Raw genomic sequence first — 14,866 nt, 5'->3', positions numbered from 1 at the left:
GCGCCTTACCAGCGGGTGGTTTCGCCGGGAGCAGCGGGTTCGAGCGCCAGCGCATGGATGCCCGCTTCGATTTCCGGCGCGAGAAGCTCGTTCAATGCGCGGTGCCGCTCGATCCGCGATTTGCCCGCAAAGGCCGGCGCGACGATCCGCACGCGAAAGTGGGTTTCGCCCGTGCCATCGAACTCGCGGTGGCCCGCATGCAGATGGCTTTCGTTGATGACTGCCAGCCGCTCCGGCTGAAACGCGTCCCTGAGCTTGCGCTCGATCGTTTCTTCCATGCTCATGGTCGCCCTCGTTCAGCTTTCGTTGCAGCAGGTGATGCGCTGCCGCATAGGGAGCCACATCGCCAATTGTCAATCCTTGTTCGCGCCCTTGGGGCGCCCCATAATGTCAGACGATGAAACTGGATTCGAAATATTTTGACCGCATAAGGGTCAAGGGCAAGGCAAGGGCACGTCCCGAACCGACCACGCCTGTCTGCCAATGGGACGGATGCAACGAGAAAGGCACCCACCGCGCGCCCGTCGGACGCGAGGCGGAGGGGCAATATTTCATGTTCTGCGTCGACCATGTGCGGCAGTACAACAAGGGCTACAATTATTTCTCCGGCCTCTCCGACACCGAGATCGCGCGCTATCAGAAAGAGGCCCTGACCGGCCACCGTCCGACCTGGACGGTCGGCGTCAACAAGGCGGCCAAGGCAAGCCCGCAGCAAAGCCAGGCGCGCTCCGGCAGCGCGGCTTCGCAGGCACGCATGCGCGATCCCTTCGGCTTTTTCGGCGAGGCACGGACACGCGCGCGTCGTGGAGAACCGCGCCAGCGCAAGTTGAAGACGCTCGAGACCAAGGCGTTCGAGACGCTGGGGCTCGATGGCTCCGCCGGCTCCGACGATATCAAGACGCGCTACAAGGCGCTCGTGAAGAAGCATCACCCCGATGCCAATGGCGGCGATCGATCGTCGGAAGAACGATTTCGCGCCGTGGTTCAGGCCTATCAATTGTTAAAGCAGTCTGGTTTCTGTTAGAGCCAATCAAGTCGACGGGACATCGCGCCTCCCGCGGCACCCTCTCAAAAAAGAAGCCGCTGCCAGGCGGATGACATGATGAACAAGATCGACATTGCCATTGAGAACCTTCCCGACACGACGGTGTCGGTCCGCGAGACGTTCCGTATCGACAGCGATATGGATGTGCCGGCCTATTCGTCCGTCGATGCCTATGTACCGGAACTCGATCCGGACTATCTCTTCGACCGCGATACGACGCTCGCGATCCTGGCGGGCTTTGCGCATAACCGGCGCGTCATGGTCTCCGGCTACCACGGTACCGGCAAGTCGACCCATATCGAGCAGGTCGCTGCACGGCTGAGATGGCCCTGCGTACGCGTCAACCTCGACAGCCATGTCAGCCGTATCGATCTCGTCGGCAAGGATGCGATCGTCATCAAGGACGGTCTGCAGATCACCGAGTTCAAGGACGGTATTCTGCCTTGGGCCTACCAGCACAATGTCGCGCTCGTCTTCGACGAATACGACGCTGGTCGCCCGGACGTGATGTTCGTCATCCAGCGTGTACTGGAATCCTCCGGCCGCCTGACGCTGCTCGACCAGAGCCGCGTCATCAGGCCGCACCCCGCGTTTCGCCTCTTCGCGACGGCCAACACGGTCGGCCTTGGCGATACGACCGGCCTCTATCACGGCACCCAGCAGATCAACCAGGCGCAGATGGACCGCTGGTCCATCGTGACGACGCTGAACTACCTGCCGCATGACAACGAAGTCGGCATCGTGTTGGCCAAGGTGAAGAGTTTCGACACGGAAAAGGGCCGCGATACGGTCTCGAGCATGGTGCGTCTGGCCGACATGACGCGCTCGGCCTTCATGAACGGCGATCTGTCGACCGTCATGAGCCCGCGCACGGTCATTACCTGGGCCGAGAATGCGCGCATCTTCGGCGACATCTCGTTCGCCTTCAGGGTCACCTTCCTCAACAAGTGCGACGAACTGGAGCGCACGCTTGTGGCAGAGCAGTATCAGCGCGCCTTCGGCGAGGAACTGAAGGAAAGCGCCGCGAACATCGTTCTGGATGCCCATAACTGAAAGCGCTGAACGAGCATGGCAGGACGCGGCGATAACTCCAAAGGAAAGCCTGGCGGCCCGGTCGACACCGAGCCGTTTAAGCGCGCGCTTGCCGGCTGCATTCGTTCGATTGCCGGCGACCACGAGCTTGAGGTCGTCTATGCCAACGAACGCCCGGGCCTGACGGGCGAGCGTGCCCGCCTTCCCGACCTGCCGAAGCGTCCGACCCGCCACGATCTTGCGGTGACCCGCGGCATCGGCGACTCCATGGCGCTGCGCAAGGCGTGTCATGACAGCCGCGTCCATTCGAGCATGGCCCCTGCGGGTTCCGATGCCCGCGCGATCTACGATGCAGTCGAACAGGCCCGCGTCGAGGCGATCGGCACGAGGCGCATGTCGGGCGTTGGCGACAACATCGCATCTATGCTCTCCGACAAATACGCCAAGGCGAATTACAAGGGCATCACCAACCAGGAAGATGCGCCGCTCGAAGAGGCCGTTGCGCTGCTCGTGCGCGAGCGCCTGACGGGCCGCGCCGTACCGGAATCGGCCGGCAAGGTCGTCGATCTCTGGCGAAGCTGGATCGAGGACAAGGCAGCAGGCGACCTCGACAATCTCGTGAATGCCGTCGACGACCAGCAGGCTTTCGCCCGCGCCATGCGCAACATGCTCGCCTCGATGGAGATGGCCGAGGATTACGGCGAGGACGAAGACCAGGAAAGCGAAGACAACGAGGACGACAACGAAGAACAACCGCGCTCGAACGAGGACAAGGAGGACAGCGCCGACGAGGCTGCAGGCTCCGACAGCGCACCTTCGGAGGACAATGACAGCGCCGAAGACCAGTCCGAGCAGGGCGAGATGGACGGCGCGGAAGTCTCCGAGCAGGACTTCGACGAGGATATGGATGAGGAGGCGGATTCGCCCGGCGAAACCCGTCGGCCGAACTTGCCGCTGTCCGACATCAACGAGAAGGTCGACTACCGCGTCTTCACTGAAGCCTTCGACGAGGAAGTCGCATCCTCCGATCTCTGCGACGAGGCCGAACTCGACCGGTTGCGTGCTTTCCTCGACAAGCAGCTTGCCCATCTGCAGGGAGTCGTCGGACGCCTGGCCAACCGTTTGCAGCGCCGCCTGATGGCGCAGCAGAACCGCGCCTGGGATTTCGATCTGGAAGAGGGCTACCTCGATCCGGCACGCCTGTCGCGACTGATTATGGATCCGATGCAGCCGCTTTCCTTCAAGATGGAGCGCGACACGAATTTCCGCGATACTGTGGTGACGCTGCTGATCGACAATTCCGGCTCGATGCGCGGCCGCCCGATCACCGTCGCCGCCACCTGCGCCGACATTCTTGCGCGTACGCTCGAGCGCTGCGGTGTGAAGGTCGAGATCCTCGGTTTCACCACCAAGGCCTGGAAGGGCGGGCAGGCACGCGAGAAGTGGCTTGCGGAAGGCAAGCCGGCGAGCCCCGGCCGTCTCAACGATCTGCGCCACATCGTCTACAAGTCCGCCGATGCCCCATGGCGCCGCGCGCGCCGCAACCTCGGCCTGATGATGCGCGAAGGCCTGCTCAAGGAAAACATCGACGGCGAGGCGCTGATCTGGGCGCACAATCGCCTGCTGGGCCGGCCTGAGCAGCGCCGCATCCTGATGATGATCTCGGACGGCGCGCCGGTCGACGACTCCACGCTTTCGGTCAATCCGGGCAACTATCTGGAACGCCATCTGCGCGCCGTGATCGAGGAAATCGAGACGCGTTCGCCGGTCGAGCTCCTCGCCATCGGCATCGGCCATGACGTCACGCGCTACTATCGCCGCGCCGTCACGATCATCGATGCCGAGGAACTGGCAGGCGCCATGACCGAGCAGCTCGCAAGCCTGTTCGAAGAAGAGCAGGGGCCCTCCGCAGGGAGGCGCGGCCCTGCGATGCGCAGGGCCGGTTGACGCTTACACGCAGCGGCCTGCTCCTATCCGTCACGCTGTTCGCCGCCGGTTGTGCACGCGCCCAGGATGCCGAGAGCGATGCGCCGATCGCGATCAACGCCCAGGTCATCGAGAATTTCCGCATCGGATCCGATGAAACCCGGTTCGGCGCGTTCGAATTTCGCGGCGGGCTTGAGTTCTCGTCGGAAGGCGGCGTGGTCGGCGGCATGTCCGCGATCCGCTTTGACGGCAGTGCCGATGCCTTTATCGGCGTCATGGACACCGGCAACTGGTACAGCAGCCGCATTCTGCGCGACGAGAGCGGCCGCATGCGCGGGCTCACCGATTTCCGCATGGCGCCGATCCTCAGCGACGCCGGTGTGCCTCATGAGCGCAAATCACAGGCCGATGCGGAGGGGCTGGCGCTTGACGGTGACCGTCTGATCGTCGGTTTCGAGCACAACCATCGCGTCGAGATCTTCGATCGCTCGAGCTTTCCGCCGGGAGCGCCTTCAGGCGTGCTGTCGATGGTCATGCCGCGCGCCGAGCTTCGCCGCAATGCCGGCATCGAAACGGTGATGGTCGCGCCGGAGGACGGGCCGCTTGACGGCGCGCCGGTGCTGGTCAGCGAGCGCAGCCTCAATGCCGATGGCGACATCTACGCGGCGGTACTCTCGGGCCCGCAGGAGGGCGTCTTCTTCGTCAAGCGACACCCGCCCTTCGACGTTACCGACGGCGCGTTCTTGCCGGATGGCGACATTCTCCTTTTGGAGCGCCGCTTTTCGCTGAGCGAAGGCATCGGCATGCGCATCCGCCGGATCGCGGCGGCCGACATCCGCCCCGGTGCCGTCGTCGATGGCGATGTGATGCTCGAGGCGAATTTCGGCGACCAGATCGACAACATGGAAGGGCTCGATGTCATCGAGCATGCGGATGGGCGGATCAGCGTCATCCTCGTTTCGGATGACAACCACCTGTTCCTTCAGCGCAACCTGTTGCTGGAATTCGAGCTGGTCGAGTGATCAGGCCGGCCGGGGCTGGCCGTCGTTGCGCATGAGCGCGAGCAGCGCACCGTAGGGCGCAAGCATCACCATCGACACGACGAGCTTCACGCCGAGGTCTCCAAGCGCCCAGGAGAGCCAGCGCGGGGCCTCCAGAGCGATCAGACCGAGCAGCGGCGCGGATGCGATCGCGAACGAGTCATTGGCGCCAAGGACGCCGAACACGGGCGCAAAGGCGAGAGAGAAGAAGATGATCGTGTCGATCACCGAACCGATGATGCTGGAGATCAACGGCGCCTTCCACCACGCGGCGCGGCGCAAGCGATCGAAGATCGACACGTCGAGCATCTGAGCAACAAGGAAAGCAGAACCCGAGGCGATGGCAATGCGCGGCGTCGCAAGCCAGATCGAGAGGACAACCGCGACGGCGAAACCCACAAGGACGACGCGGCGAGCAGCCTGCGGCCCGTAGCGTCGGTTCGTGAGGTCGGTGACCAGAAAGGCGACAGGATAGGTGAAGGCGCCCCAGGTCAGAAGGTCGGCGAGATCGAAGCCGCCGATGGTCGCCTGGACCGGAAACTGAACAAGGAAGTTCGATGCCGCGACGACGAGCGCCATGGCCGCAATGAATGGTGCGTGCTGCTTCAGAGCCTGCATTTTTTTATCCTGGGTGATGCCACCAGTTGAAATGAAAGGGCGCGGACGAAGGATCGCCGCGCCCTGATGTCTATGCTCGAAAGCTTAGGCTGCCGCGGCAGTCTCGCCGACGTTCTTCTTGGCGATCTGGCGCTTCAGCAGGCGGGCGCGCATGGAAAGCTCGCCTTCCTTGGCCTTCAGCAGGAAAGCGTCGAGGCCGCCACGGTGCTCGACCGAACGCAGCGCATGCGCGGAAACGCGCAGACGGTAGCTCTGGCCAAGCGCGTCGGAAATCAGCGTGACGTTGCAGAGGTTGGGCAGAAAGCGGCGGCGCGTCTTGTTGTTCGCGTGGCTCACATTGTTGCCCGACTGGACGGCCTTGCCGGTCAATTCGCAACTGCGGGACATGGGTGCACCTTCATTCTTAATCGGTCTGAGTTCGTCATCGGGCCTTCAAAGCAAATGCGTTACCGGATCGCATATCCGGCCGCACGTCGCCGCCCGTTATCGGAAAAGTCGCGGTTCTATAGTCAGCGAGCGCGCCGCCGTCAAGCGAAACGGGCGAATTGAGTGGCACATCGCACGCTTTCCGGAGACCCGCCCCAGACTTGCCCGTCCACGCCCACAAAATCATCGCTATTTGCACGCTATGAATGGACCGAGAAAGACTTGAGCACAAGGAGCAAAAGCCTTGAAAAGCTGTCATGTCGCCATCGCACCGTGCGCGATCGCAACCATCCTGCTCGGCGCGAACGTTGCCGCTGCCGAGCCGTCCACCCACCGGGCCGATTATCGCGTCGCCTATATCGGTCTATCAGTGGCGCGTGCCACCTTCACCACCGTCTTCGATGGTGATCGGTTTACCGTCGCCGGCGAAATGCAGTCGGCGGGCGTCGCCAATATCGTGGGCCGCACCACGGGCTCGACGACCGTCTCCGGCGTGAAGGCAAATGATCGCATGCAGGCCGAGCGGTATGTGGTCGCTTATTCTTCCGGCAACGACGAGCAGCGCATGGAGGTCGACTTCGACAACGGGTCGGTCACCTCGGCGATCCTGACTCCTGAAAAGAAGCGCACGCGTGAAGATTGGGTACCGGTGCCGGAAAGTGACATGCGCGCCGTGCTCGACCCGATCGCAGGCGTCATGATTCCTGAAGGCAGCGACGTCTGTGATCGCACACTGCCGATCTTCGACGGGGAAACGCGTTACGACATTCATTTGAATGAAGCCGGCACGCAGCCTTTCCAGGCGGAGGGCTACGATGGAACGCCTTTCGCCGCGGAGGCGATCGTCTGCACCGCCCGCGCCGAACCGAAATCCGGCTACCACGCCAGGAACAGTTCCATCCAGTACATGCGCGAGATGAATGTCGAAGTCTGGTTCGCCCACAACGAACAGGCAGGCATCTACGCTCCTGTCTATGCGCGTGTGCCGACGAAGCTCGGTCCCGTGACGATCACCGCGACCCATTTCGGTTCTTGACCGGCCGCGCGCTTGCCCGATAACGCTTGAGGCATCGGCCCACCGGGAGCGGGCCTCGGGGGCAGACGGGTGAAGGCACAAGCGACGGCGATCGGATTTTCGGCGATCCTGATGTGGTCGCTGCTGGCACTCTTCACCGCGGCATCCGGCGCCGTGCCGCCGTTTCAGCTTTCAGCGATCTGTTTCACGATCGGCGGCCTGATCGGCCTCGTCTTCCTCATCCGCGATCCAAAGCGGTGGCAGGCCTTCAGGCAGCCATGGCCCGTCTGGGCGCTCGGGATCGGCGGTCTGTTCGGCTACCACTTCCTCTATTTCACGGCTTTGAGAAACGCCCCGGCGGTCGAAGCCGGCCTGATCGCCTATCTCTGGCCGCTCCTCATCGTCGTTGGCTCGGCGATGCTGCCTGGCGAGCGCCTCGGCTGGCATCACCTGGCGGGCTGCGCGGCCGGTCTGGCCGGCACCGTACTGATCATCTCAAGGCAGGGCATCGCTTTTGAAGGCAGCTATCTCTTCGGCTACGCCATGGCGTTGCTGTGCGCCTTCACCTGGTCGGCCTATTCGCTTCTGTCGCGCCGCTTCGGCGTGGTGCCGACGGATGTGGTGACGGGGTTCTGCCTTGCGACTGCGGCACTGTCGCTCATCTGCCACCTCGGCCTGGAGGAGACAGTGTGGCCGCAGACGACGCTGCAATGGCTGGCCGTCGTCGGCCTGGGGCTGATGCCGGTCGGCGGCGCGTTCTATGTGTGGGACTACGGCGTGAAGCACGGCGACATCCAGGTGCTCGGCGCTTCGAGCTACGCCGCACCGCTCCTGTCGACCCTGATCCTGATTGCGGCCGGCTTTGGCGAATTGACCTGGCGCATCGGGATCGCCTGCCTGCTCATCACCGGCGGCGCGGCACTTGCCGCAAAGGACCTGATCGTCCGCAAACGCCCGGCCTCAACCGCCTGATGGGGGCCGCGGCGTCGGCCGCCAGTTGGGTTCCGCCATCTCGAACTGGTCGAAAACGAAGCCAGGTGCCACCGTGCAGCCGACAAGCGTGTACTCGCCAAGCGAGCACGCCGTCTGCCAGCAGCCTGCCGGCACGACGATCTGCGGGCGCTGCCCCATCAGGATGTCCGGACCCAGCCGATGGCTTTCGGCGTCGTGGCCATTGGGCGAGAGCGTGATGGAAAGCGGCGCACCGGCATAGAAGTGCCAGACCTCGGCGGCATCCTTGACCCGGTGCCATTCGGAACAGTCGCCGGCTTCGAGCAGATAGTAGATGGCGGTCGAATGGCCCCGCTCGCCGGAAGCGCCATCGCGAAACGTTTCCGAATACCAGCCGCCTTCGGGATGACGCTTCAGCGCAAGCGCCTCGATGATCTGGCGCGCGGTGGCGGGATATGGCATTTCCGCCGCATCGAAATCCTGGCCGAACATCAGAAGCGGTCTTTCCGGCGCCGGATTTCGGCGAAGACTTCCGTATCGCTGGCATTGTCCATGCCGAGCGTGCGGCGGATGCCGGGATCGTGCGGTCTAAGGAACGGATTCGTCGCCTTCTCACGGCCGATGGTGGTCGGCGCCGTCGGCTTGCCCTCCGCGCGAAGGGCCTCGATCTCTTTCAGGCGATCCGCCAGTTCGGCATTGTCAGGATCGACGGTAACAGCGAAGCGCGCGTTGGAAAGCGTGTATTCGTGTCCGCAATAAACCGCGGTGTCGTCTGGCAGCGCCATGAGCTTCTGCAGTGAGGCCCACATATCCGCCGGGCTTCCTTCGAAAAGACGCCCACAGCCAAGCACGAACAGCGTGTCGGCGGCAAAGAGCAGTTTGTCCTCGGGGAAGTGGTAGCAGACATGGCCCATCGTGTGGCCGGGTGTGGCGATGACGTCGACAGGCCGGCCCGCGAAGGTGATCCGGTCGCCATCCTTCACGCTCTGGTCGATACCTGGAATGCGGTCCGCTTCGGCCTCGGGGCCGAGGATCGTCGGACCGAAACGCTGTTTGAGATTGATGTTGCCTTCGACATGGTCGGCGTGGCGGTGGGTCGTGAGAATATGCGTCAGCGCCCAGCCATGCTCGTTCAGCTTGATGCGGATCGGCTCTTCTTCCGGCGCATCGATCGAGGCGGTCTCGCCGCTTTCGGGATCGTGGACGAGAACCGCGAAATTATCGTCGCGGCTCATGAACTGGTCGATGATCAAGTGCGCCATGGGCCGTCTGTCCTCGCTTTGCCTGCCGTGAGACCCAATGTGACCATCGGGCCGGCCGGTTCAAGAGGGGCAATTAGCCAGTAAGGCAGCGTCGGATCCGTTCGCCGCGCGTCAGGCCGCGATCGCGGACTTGCTCGGCTTCATCTCCAGCGCTTGGTAGATGTTCCAGAGATGACCGAACGGGTCGATGATCGAGCTGGCAATCCCGCCGTGGCTGGAAAGCGTCGGCCGCACCCGCACCGTGGCGCCGGCGATCTCTGCCTTCTCGGTCACGGCCGGCACATTGTCGACGGCGAGCGCCATCAGGCAGGTGGAGGTGCCGACGAAATCGGGCGATTTAGGCCCGCTCGGAATCTCATCGGCATCGCGACGGGGATTGGCGCCGGAAACGCCGAACATCTGCTCGCCGATGCGAAGTTCGAAGGAAAAGGGCGTGCCGCTGCGCAGCCGATGAACATGAATGATGGAAGCACCGAAGGCGCGGACATAGAACGCAGCCGCAATGTCTTCTTCGCCGTGTTTCACGATGAGGATCGGCTTGATCATGAGTGCGGGCTCCTTGGCCTCTGTTGATTCGTCGGTGTTCCCTTCACGAACGTGATGAGCGCTCATTCGGCCGAAATGTGGCCGGGACCGTGGTAAAGGCGAGGCCAGTTGAAGGCAGAGGCCGCCTTACAGATTGACGAAAGATCATCGGGGGACGCTCGTGCCCCGGCATTTCGCATGTAACACCGATGCGATAGGCTCGAGCCATGAACGTCGATATCGTTGATCTGCGCCAGTTCTATCATTCTCGCCTGGGGCTGGCTGCCGAGCAGGCGATCGGCATGGCCCTGTCAGCAATCTGGCAGCCGATCGCCAATGAGCGCCTGATGGGGCTCGGCTATGCGCTGCCCTATCTGGACCGGTTCCGAACCGACACCGAACGCAGCTTCGCGTTCATGACGGCGGGGCAGGGCGCAGTGAGCTGGCCGGCAGGAGAACCGTCCGCGGCGGCACTCGTCTTCGACGAGGAACTGCCGCTGCCGGATGCCGCGCTTGACCGCATCCTCATGGTCCACTCGCTTGAATTCGCTGAAAACCCCCGCGAAACGCTGAAGGAGATGTGGCGCGTTTTGGCGCCCGCCGGCCGGCTGATCATCGTGGTGCCCAACCGCCGGGGCATCTGGGCCCGCTTCGACAACACGCCCTTCGGTGCGGGGAGACCCTATTCGCGCGGGCAGCTGACGCGGCTTCTGCGCGAAACGAACTTTACGCCGGGCGCATCCGGCGAGGCGCTGTTTTTCCCGCCGTCCAAGCGCCGCTCGATCCTGCGGCTGCGCAATCTGATGGAGCGGATCGGTCGCAAGGCGTGGCCGGTGTTCTCCGGCGTCATCGTTGTGGAAGCCCAGAAGCGGCTCTACCAGGGCCTGCCCGTCGCCACCCGCGCCTCTCGCCGCGTCTTCGTCCCCGTGCTCGCGCCACAGGGCGTGCGCGCCGGCCGGGTCACCGACATCAAAGCCAAGATGCCGGTGACAGGGGAAGCCGTCGTTCTGGATCGATGACTTCCAGTTTGGCTGGTCCGGTTTCGTTCCAGGCCCAGAGTGCCATGCATCGGCCGCCGCGTGACATGAAGGATGGGTAGATCACGCCGTCGTACCCGGCCGCCAAAATAGCGCGCCTCACTGCATACGCAGTCGGCTCTTCACCACGGTCGACGAGCGCGCGCCACTCCTCCTCGTGGATGTCGTGGGAAACGCCGAAGCGTTCGAGAACCGCTTCGCCGGTCAGGTCGGCAATGGCTGCGTTGGAAAGGCGCAAAAGCGCTAGCAGAGCGGGATGCTGCGTCAGGCCTTGATTGTACTCGGACCATGCTGTCGACAACTCGAGCGCGGCGTAGATGGTTGGAGCGCCGACGGGGTTCCATCGACCGCCGAAAAGGCTAGCCCCGGCTCCGGAAAGTGGTGCATGGGCCCATCGTGGGACGTAGGCACGAAAGAGTTCGAAGGCATGTCGGGGTGGAGCTGCCGCGTTAGGCATAGACGCCTGAACGCACCGCTTCCAGATAGGAGAGCACCTTGTCCGCTTTGCCTTCGGTTGTAAGGTCGAATGCGGTCTTGCCACCCCAACCGGGGATTGGTTGATGCTTGAACCAGACGACTGCGCGCTCTTCGGATCCCGCCATTTCGGACGCCATGGCGAGAATGCGGACCAGCGGGCTGAGGGCTTGGTCGACTTTCTTGGCCCCTGATTTCGCCGTCAGCGTGTTGCGGGCGACACCTGCCAGCTTCGCCAACTCCGACAGGGTGACGCCGAGGTGCTCCGCAACACGCCGCGCAGACAGAAAAGCGCCGTCGGCAAATGCCGCTGCATTGATATCGAGGGCCGCGTTGGACATGACAACTCTTTACGCTGTTTGAGCGATCATCGATCATATTAGGCTCAAACAATGCCCAATTCAAGCAGTCATCGCCTCAGCAGAAATACCGCCTGCTGGCCGAAGAGGTTCCAGAGCGACCACGGCATGCTGACGGCGAGTTTCTGGCCGGCGCCGTTGAGCGCTTCGGCGCGGTCGATCGTGGCGCCGACTTCCTTCGTCAGGGAGACGAAGTCGCGCATCGTGCAGAAATGGATGTTGGGCGTGTCGTACCATGAATAGGGCAGGTCACGCGTGACCGGCATGCGCCCCTTGAACATAAGAGACGCTCGAACCCGCCAATAGCCGAAGTTCGGAAAGGACACGATCGCGTAGCGGCCGATGCGCAGCAATTCGTCGAGCACGATTTTCGGATTGTGCGTCGCCTGGATCGTCTGCGACAGGATCACGTAGTCGAAGCTCTGGTCCGGATAGTGGACGAGATCATGGTCGGCATCGCCTTGGATGACGGAGAGGCCGCGCGCCACGCATTCGTTCACCCCGCGCTGGGAGAGCTCGATGCCGCGCCCGTCGATGTTCCGGCGCTCCTGCAGGATCTCCAGGAGCGTGCCGTCGCCCGAGCCGATGTCGAGGACGCGCGCGCCGTCGGCGACGAGGCTGGCGATCACCTCGAAATCGATGCGGTTCGTGGAATTGACCGTCATTGCGCAAGGCCCCGCGATTTGGCGGCCGACATGATGAAGCCGTTGATCGTCGCCGTCATGACCGGTTCGTCGAGGAGAAAGGCGTCATGACCTTTGTCGCTCTCCACCTCCACAAAGGACACGGATGCGCCGGTGGCGTTCAGCGCATGCACGATCGCCCGGTTCTCGAAGGTGGGAAATAGCCAATCGCTGGTGAACGACACGAGGCAGAAGCGCGTGCGCGTTCCGCGGAATGCTTCGGCGAGCTGGCCCTCATGGTCGGCGGCGAGGTCGAAATAGTCCATCGCACGCGTCATGTAGAGATAGGAATTGGCGTCGAAGCGGTCGACGAAGGTCAGCCCCTGGTGGCGCAGATAGCTTTCGATCTGGAAATCCGCATCGAAGCCGAAGCTCGGCGCATCGCGGTCCTGGAGGTTGCGGCCGAACTTGCGGTGCAGCGCCGCCTCGGAGAGATAGGTGACATGCGCCGCCATGCGCGCGACGGCGAGGCCTTTCGACGGCCGCGTGCCTTTCTCGAGATAACGCCCTTGCTGCCATTCCGGATCGGCGATGACCGCCTGGCGGCCGACTTCATGGAAGGCGATGTTTTGCGATGTATGCCGCGCACCGGTCGCAAGCGCGATCGCGGTGTGCACGCGCTCCGGATAGCTGGACGCCCACTGCAGCACCTGCATGCCGCCCATCGAGCCGCCGATCACCGAAAACAGCTGGTCGATGCCGAAATGATCGACCAGCATCGCCTGTGCCCGCACCATGTCGCGGATGGTGATCACCGGAAGATCGAGCGCAAAAGGTTTTCCCGTAGCTGGATTGGGCGATGCCGGCCCCGTCGAGCCCATGCATCCGCCAATCACGTTGGAGCAGATGACGAAGAAGCGGTCGGTATCCACCGGCTTGCCGGGCCCGATCAGATTTTCCCACCAGCCGGGTTTTCCAGTCACCGGATTGGTGCTGGCACAATGCTGGTCGCCCGTCAGGGCGTGGCAGATGAGGATCGCGTTCGACTTGTCGGCGTTCAGCGTGCCGTAGGTGCGGTAGGCGATCTGGAAGGGCGAAAGCAGCGTTCCGGCATCGAGCTGGAGCGGCTTGTCGGCGCCGAACCGCAGCACGTCGCTGGACGGATTGACGGCTTCCGAGCCGGCATTGGTCGTCAGACTTTCGAGCGGTTCGGTGGCCACGGTCATTCGTCCCAGATCTCTCATGCCGCCACGTCGCGCGGCGAGGTGAGGTAGGGTTGCGAACGGCCGGGTGTCAATCCCCGCGGCTCTTGGCGCTCTCGACTTTTGCGTGGCGGGAAGCTATGGCAGCCGGGTTTCCATCGCCCTCGAAGACCTGAGCGCCAGATCCATGACCATGCAATTTGCCAAGGATGCCCCGATCCCGAATCCCGGTGTGATGGACATCGCTGCCTATGTGCCGGGCAAGGAGAGCGCGCCGGGCGTGGCGAAGGTCTACAAGCTGTCGTCCAACGAGACGCCGCTCGGACCGAGCCCGAAGGTGCGCGAGGCGTTGGAAAACGTGCTGCAGCATCTGGAAATCTATCCGGACGGCTCGGCGACGAAGCTGCGCGATGCCATTGCCGAAGTTCACGGCCTGAACACGGCCAACATCCTCTGCAGCAACGGCTCCGACGAACTGCTCGGCCTGCTCTGCCAGACCTATCTCGGGGCCGGCGACGAAGGCATTTTCACCGAGCACGGCTTCCTGGTTTACAAGATTCAGATCATGGCGGCAGGCGCCACGCCCGTGATCGCGCCCGAAACCGGGCTCAAGGCTGATGTGGATGCGATCCTCGAACGCGTGACCGAACGCACCAAGATCGTGTTCCTGGCCAATCCCAACAACCCGACCGGCACCTACATGCCGGCCGACGAGGTGCGCCGCCTGCATGCCGGGCTGCCGCCACACGTCGTTTTGGTTCTGGACGCGGCCTATGCGGAATATGTGCGCCGCAATGATTACGAATCCGGCATCGAGCTCGTGTCGGCCAACCGCAATGTCGTGATGACGCGCACCTTTTCGAAGATCTATGGCCTGGCTGCGCTGCGCATCGGCTGGATGTACGCGCCGGCTGCGATCGTCGATGCGGTCAACCGGGTGCGTGGCCCGTTCAACGTCAATGCCGCGGCGATCGCTGCCGGTGCGGCGGCGATCCGCGACCGCGCGTTGGTCGATCGGGCCATCGCCCACAATGACGAATGGCTGCGCCGCGTGAGCGATGCGCTGACCGAGCTTGGCCTCGAGGTCACACCTTCGGTCGGTAACTTCGTGCTGATCCATTTCCCGAAGGACGGCGCGCACACGGCGGAAGCGGCAGACGCCTATCTGACGGCGCGTGGTTATATTCTCAGGCGCGTCGCGGGCTACGGCCTCCCAGATGCGCTGCGTATGACCATCGGAAGCGCCGAAGCCAACGAGGGCGTTCTCAACGCCCTGAAGGAATTTCTGAGATAGCGTCTCGCCCGGCGCGCGCAAGCGTCACGCCGCGACG

18 protein-coding genes are annotated in these 14,866 nt (G+C 63.3%); 8 read left to right on the top strand and 10 right to left on the bottom strand.

Annotation, left to right across the window (positions count from 1 at the left end; genetic code table 11):
* Nucleotides 1-5: 5 nt before the first annotated feature.
* Nucleotides 6-284, bottom strand: coding sequence for a BolA family protein (locus tag D5400_RS20900; protein WP_126012441.1), 279 nt, complete (start codon nt 282-284; stop codon nt 6-8).
* 113 nt (nt 285-397) lie between these two features.
* Here D5400_RS20900 and D5400_RS20895 point away from each other — a divergent pair, with 113 nt between their 5' ends.
* From D5400_RS20895 to D5400_RS20880, 4 genes are all read left to right on the top strand, one after another.
* On the top strand, nt 398-1,024 hold the full coding sequence (locus D5400_RS20895) for a J domain-containing protein (protein ID WP_126012438.1): 627 nt from the start codon (nt 398-400) through the stop codon (nt 1,022-1,024).
* A 78-nt stretch (nt 1,025-1,102) separates the two neighbouring features.
* A complete protein-coding gene (gene cobS, locus D5400_RS20890; RefSeq protein WP_126013691.1) occupies nt 1,103-2,098 on the top strand; it encodes a cobaltochelatase subunit CobS in 996 nt (331 codons plus the stop codon).
* Nucleotides 2,099-2,113: 15 nt separating this feature from the next.
* Nucleotides 2,114-4,024 (top strand): cobaltochelatase subunit CobT, encoded by a 1,911-nt coding sequence (gene cobT / locus D5400_RS20885; RefSeq protein WP_126012435.1) that lies wholly within the window; start codon nt 2,114-2,116, stop codon nt 4,022-4,024.
* Nucleotides 4,021-5,025, top strand: coding sequence for an esterase-like activity of phytase family protein (locus D5400_RS20880; protein WP_126012432.1), 1,005 nt, complete (start codon nt 4,021-4,023; stop codon nt 5,023-5,025). Before cobT ends, D5400_RS20880 begins: the two co-directional genes overlap by 4 nt.
* On the opposite strand, the gene D5400_RS20875 is transcribed toward D5400_RS20880, so the two are convergent.
* The gene (locus tag D5400_RS20875) at nt 5,026-5,661 is read right to left on the bottom strand and encodes a queuosine precursor transporter (protein WP_126012429.1); all 636 of its coding nucleotides are present in this window, start codon (nt 5,659-5,661) and stop codon (nt 5,026-5,028) included.
* An 84-nt stretch (nt 5,662-5,745) separates the two neighbouring features.
* The gene (gene rpmB, locus D5400_RS20870; protein ID WP_126012426.1) at nt 5,746-6,048 is read right to left on the bottom strand and encodes a 50S ribosomal protein L28; all 303 of its coding nucleotides are present in this window, start codon (nt 6,046-6,048) and stop codon (nt 5,746-5,748) included.
* A 283-nt stretch (nt 6,049-6,331) separates the two neighbouring features.
* Between rpmB and D5400_RS20865 the strand changes: the two genes are divergently transcribed.
* On the top strand, nt 6,332-7,123 hold the full coding sequence (locus tag D5400_RS20865; RefSeq protein ID WP_126012423.1) for a DUF3108 domain-containing protein: 792 nt from the start codon (nt 6,332-6,334) through the stop codon (nt 7,121-7,123).
* Between the two features lie 69 nt (nt 7,124-7,192).
* Nucleotides 7,193-8,074, top strand: a complete 882-nt coding sequence (gene yddG / locus D5400_RS20860; RefSeq protein ID WP_126012420.1) for an aromatic amino acid exporter YddG — start codon at nt 7,193-7,195, stop codon at nt 8,072-8,074.
* On the opposite strand, the gene D5400_RS20855 is transcribed toward yddG, so the two are convergent.
* The 3 genes from D5400_RS20855 to D5400_RS20845 form a co-directional block, all read right to left on the bottom strand.
* Nucleotides 8,063-8,515: a cupin domain-containing protein gene (locus tag D5400_RS20855; protein ID WP_126013688.1), complete on the bottom strand. Its 453-nt coding sequence runs from the start codon at nt 8,513-8,515 to the stop codon at nt 8,063-8,065. The genes yddG and D5400_RS20855 overlap by 12 nt on opposite strands.
* A gap of 29 nt (nt 8,516-8,544) precedes the next feature.
* Nucleotides 8,545-9,315 (bottom strand): hydroxyacylglutathione hydrolase, encoded by a 771-nt coding sequence (gene gloB / locus D5400_RS20850; RefSeq protein WP_126012417.1) that lies wholly within the window; start codon nt 9,313-9,315, stop codon nt 8,545-8,547.
* A 111-nt stretch (nt 9,316-9,426) separates the two neighbouring features.
* On the bottom strand, nt 9,427-9,861 hold the full coding sequence (locus D5400_RS20845; protein WP_126012414.1) for a VOC family protein: 435 nt from the start codon (nt 9,859-9,861) through the stop codon (nt 9,427-9,429).
* A 206-nt stretch (nt 9,862-10,067) separates the two neighbouring features.
* On the opposite strand from D5400_RS20845, the gene D5400_RS20840 reads away from it, so the two are divergent.
* Nucleotides 10,068-10,859 (top strand): class I SAM-dependent methyltransferase, encoded by a 792-nt coding sequence (locus D5400_RS20840; RefSeq protein ID WP_126012411.1) that lies wholly within the window; start codon nt 10,068-10,070, stop codon nt 10,857-10,859.
* Here D5400_RS20840 and D5400_RS20835 read toward each other — a convergent pair.
* From D5400_RS20835 to metX, 4 genes are all read right to left on the bottom strand, one after another.
* The gene (locus D5400_RS20835; RefSeq protein ID WP_126012408.1) at nt 10,810-11,334 is read right to left on the bottom strand and encodes an RES family NAD+ phosphorylase; all 525 of its coding nucleotides are present in this window, start codon (nt 11,332-11,334) and stop codon (nt 10,810-10,812) included. The two genes, D5400_RS20840 and D5400_RS20835, sit on opposite strands and share 50 nt — an antisense overlap.
* Nucleotides 11,327-11,692, bottom strand: a complete 366-nt coding sequence (locus tag D5400_RS20830) for an MbcA/ParS/Xre antitoxin family protein (RefSeq protein WP_126012405.1) — start codon at nt 11,690-11,692, stop codon at nt 11,327-11,329. The genes D5400_RS20835 and D5400_RS20830 overlap by 8 nt, the downstream gene beginning before the upstream one ends.
* 68 nt (nt 11,693-11,760) lie before the next feature.
* Nucleotides 11,761-12,375, bottom strand: coding sequence for a methionine biosynthesis protein MetW (gene metW, locus D5400_RS20825; RefSeq protein WP_126012402.1), 615 nt, complete (start codon nt 12,373-12,375; stop codon nt 11,761-11,763).
* Nucleotides 12,372-13,559, bottom strand: coding sequence for a homoserine O-acetyltransferase MetX (gene metX / locus D5400_RS20820; protein WP_126012399.1), 1,188 nt, complete (start codon nt 13,557-13,559; stop codon nt 12,372-12,374). Before metX ends, metW begins: the two co-directional genes overlap by 4 nt.
* Nucleotides 13,560-13,722: 163 nt before the next feature.
* Here metX and hisC point away from each other — a divergent pair, with 163 nt between their 5' ends.
* A complete protein-coding gene (hisC, locus tag D5400_RS20815; RefSeq protein WP_126012396.1) occupies nt 13,723-14,829 on the top strand; it encodes a histidinol-phosphate transaminase in 1,107 nt (368 codons plus the stop codon).
* Nucleotides 14,830-14,866 lie beyond the last annotated feature (37 nt).

Source organism: Georhizobium profundi (assembly GCF_003952725.1).
Lineage (GTDB): Bacteria > Pseudomonadota > Alphaproteobacteria > Rhizobiales > Rhizobiaceae > Georhizobium > Georhizobium profundi.
This window is presented reverse-complemented; position numbering and strand designations above follow the sequence as displayed.

Bases quoted from the DNA above. Each gene is read 5' to 3' on its own strand.
- D5400_RS20895 (WP_126012438.1), top strand. From the start codon at position 398: ATGAAACTGGATTCGAAATATTTTGACCGCATAAGGGTCAAGGGCAAG.
- D5400_RS20845 (WP_126012414.1), bottom strand. From the start codon at position 9,861: ATGATCAAGCCGATCCTCATCGTGAAACACGGCGAAGAAGACATTGCG.
- metW (WP_126012402.1), bottom strand. From the start codon at position 12,375: ATGACGGTCAATTCCACGAACCGCATCGATTTCGAGGTGATCGCCAGC.
- cobT (WP_126012435.1), top strand. From the start codon at position 2,114: ATGGCAGGACGCGGCGATAACTCCAAAGGAAAGCCTGGCGGCCCGGTC.
- D5400_RS20835 (WP_126012408.1), bottom strand. From the start codon at position 11,334: ATGCCTAACGCGGCAGCTCCACCCCGACATGCCTTCGAACTCTTTCGT.
- rpmB (WP_126012426.1), bottom strand. From the start codon at position 6,048: ATGTCCCGCAGTTGCGAATTGACCGGCAAGGCCGTCCAGTCGGGCAAC.
- hisC (WP_126012396.1), top strand. From the start codon at position 13,723: ATGACCATGCAATTTGCCAAGGATGCCCCGATCCCGAATCCCGGTGTG.
- D5400_RS20855 (WP_126013688.1), bottom strand. From the start codon at position 8,515: ATGCCATATCCCGCCACCGCGCGCCAGATCATCGAGGCGCTTGCGCTG.
- D5400_RS20840 (WP_126012411.1), top strand. From the start codon at position 10,068: ATGAACGTCGATATCGTTGATCTGCGCCAGTTCTATCATTCTCGCCTG.
- D5400_RS20830 (WP_126012405.1), bottom strand. From the start codon at position 11,692: ATGTCCAACGCGGCCCTCGATATCAATGCAGCGGCATTTGCCGACGGC.
- metX (WP_126012399.1), bottom strand. From the start codon at position 13,559: ATGACCGTGGCCACCGAACCGCTCGAAAGTCTGACGACCAATGCCGGC.
- gloB (WP_126012417.1), bottom strand. From the start codon at position 9,315: ATGGCGCACTTGATCATCGACCAGTTCATGAGCCGCGACGATAATTTC.
- D5400_RS20900 (WP_126012441.1), bottom strand. From the start codon at position 284: ATGAGCATGGAAGAAACGATCGAGCGCAAGCTCAGGGACGCGTTTCAG.
- D5400_RS20875 (WP_126012429.1), bottom strand. From the start codon at position 5,661: ATGCAGGCTCTGAAGCAGCACGCACCATTCATTGCGGCCATGGCGCTC.
- cobS (WP_126013691.1), top strand. From the start codon at position 1,103: ATGAACAAGATCGACATTGCCATTGAGAACCTTCCCGACACGACGGTG.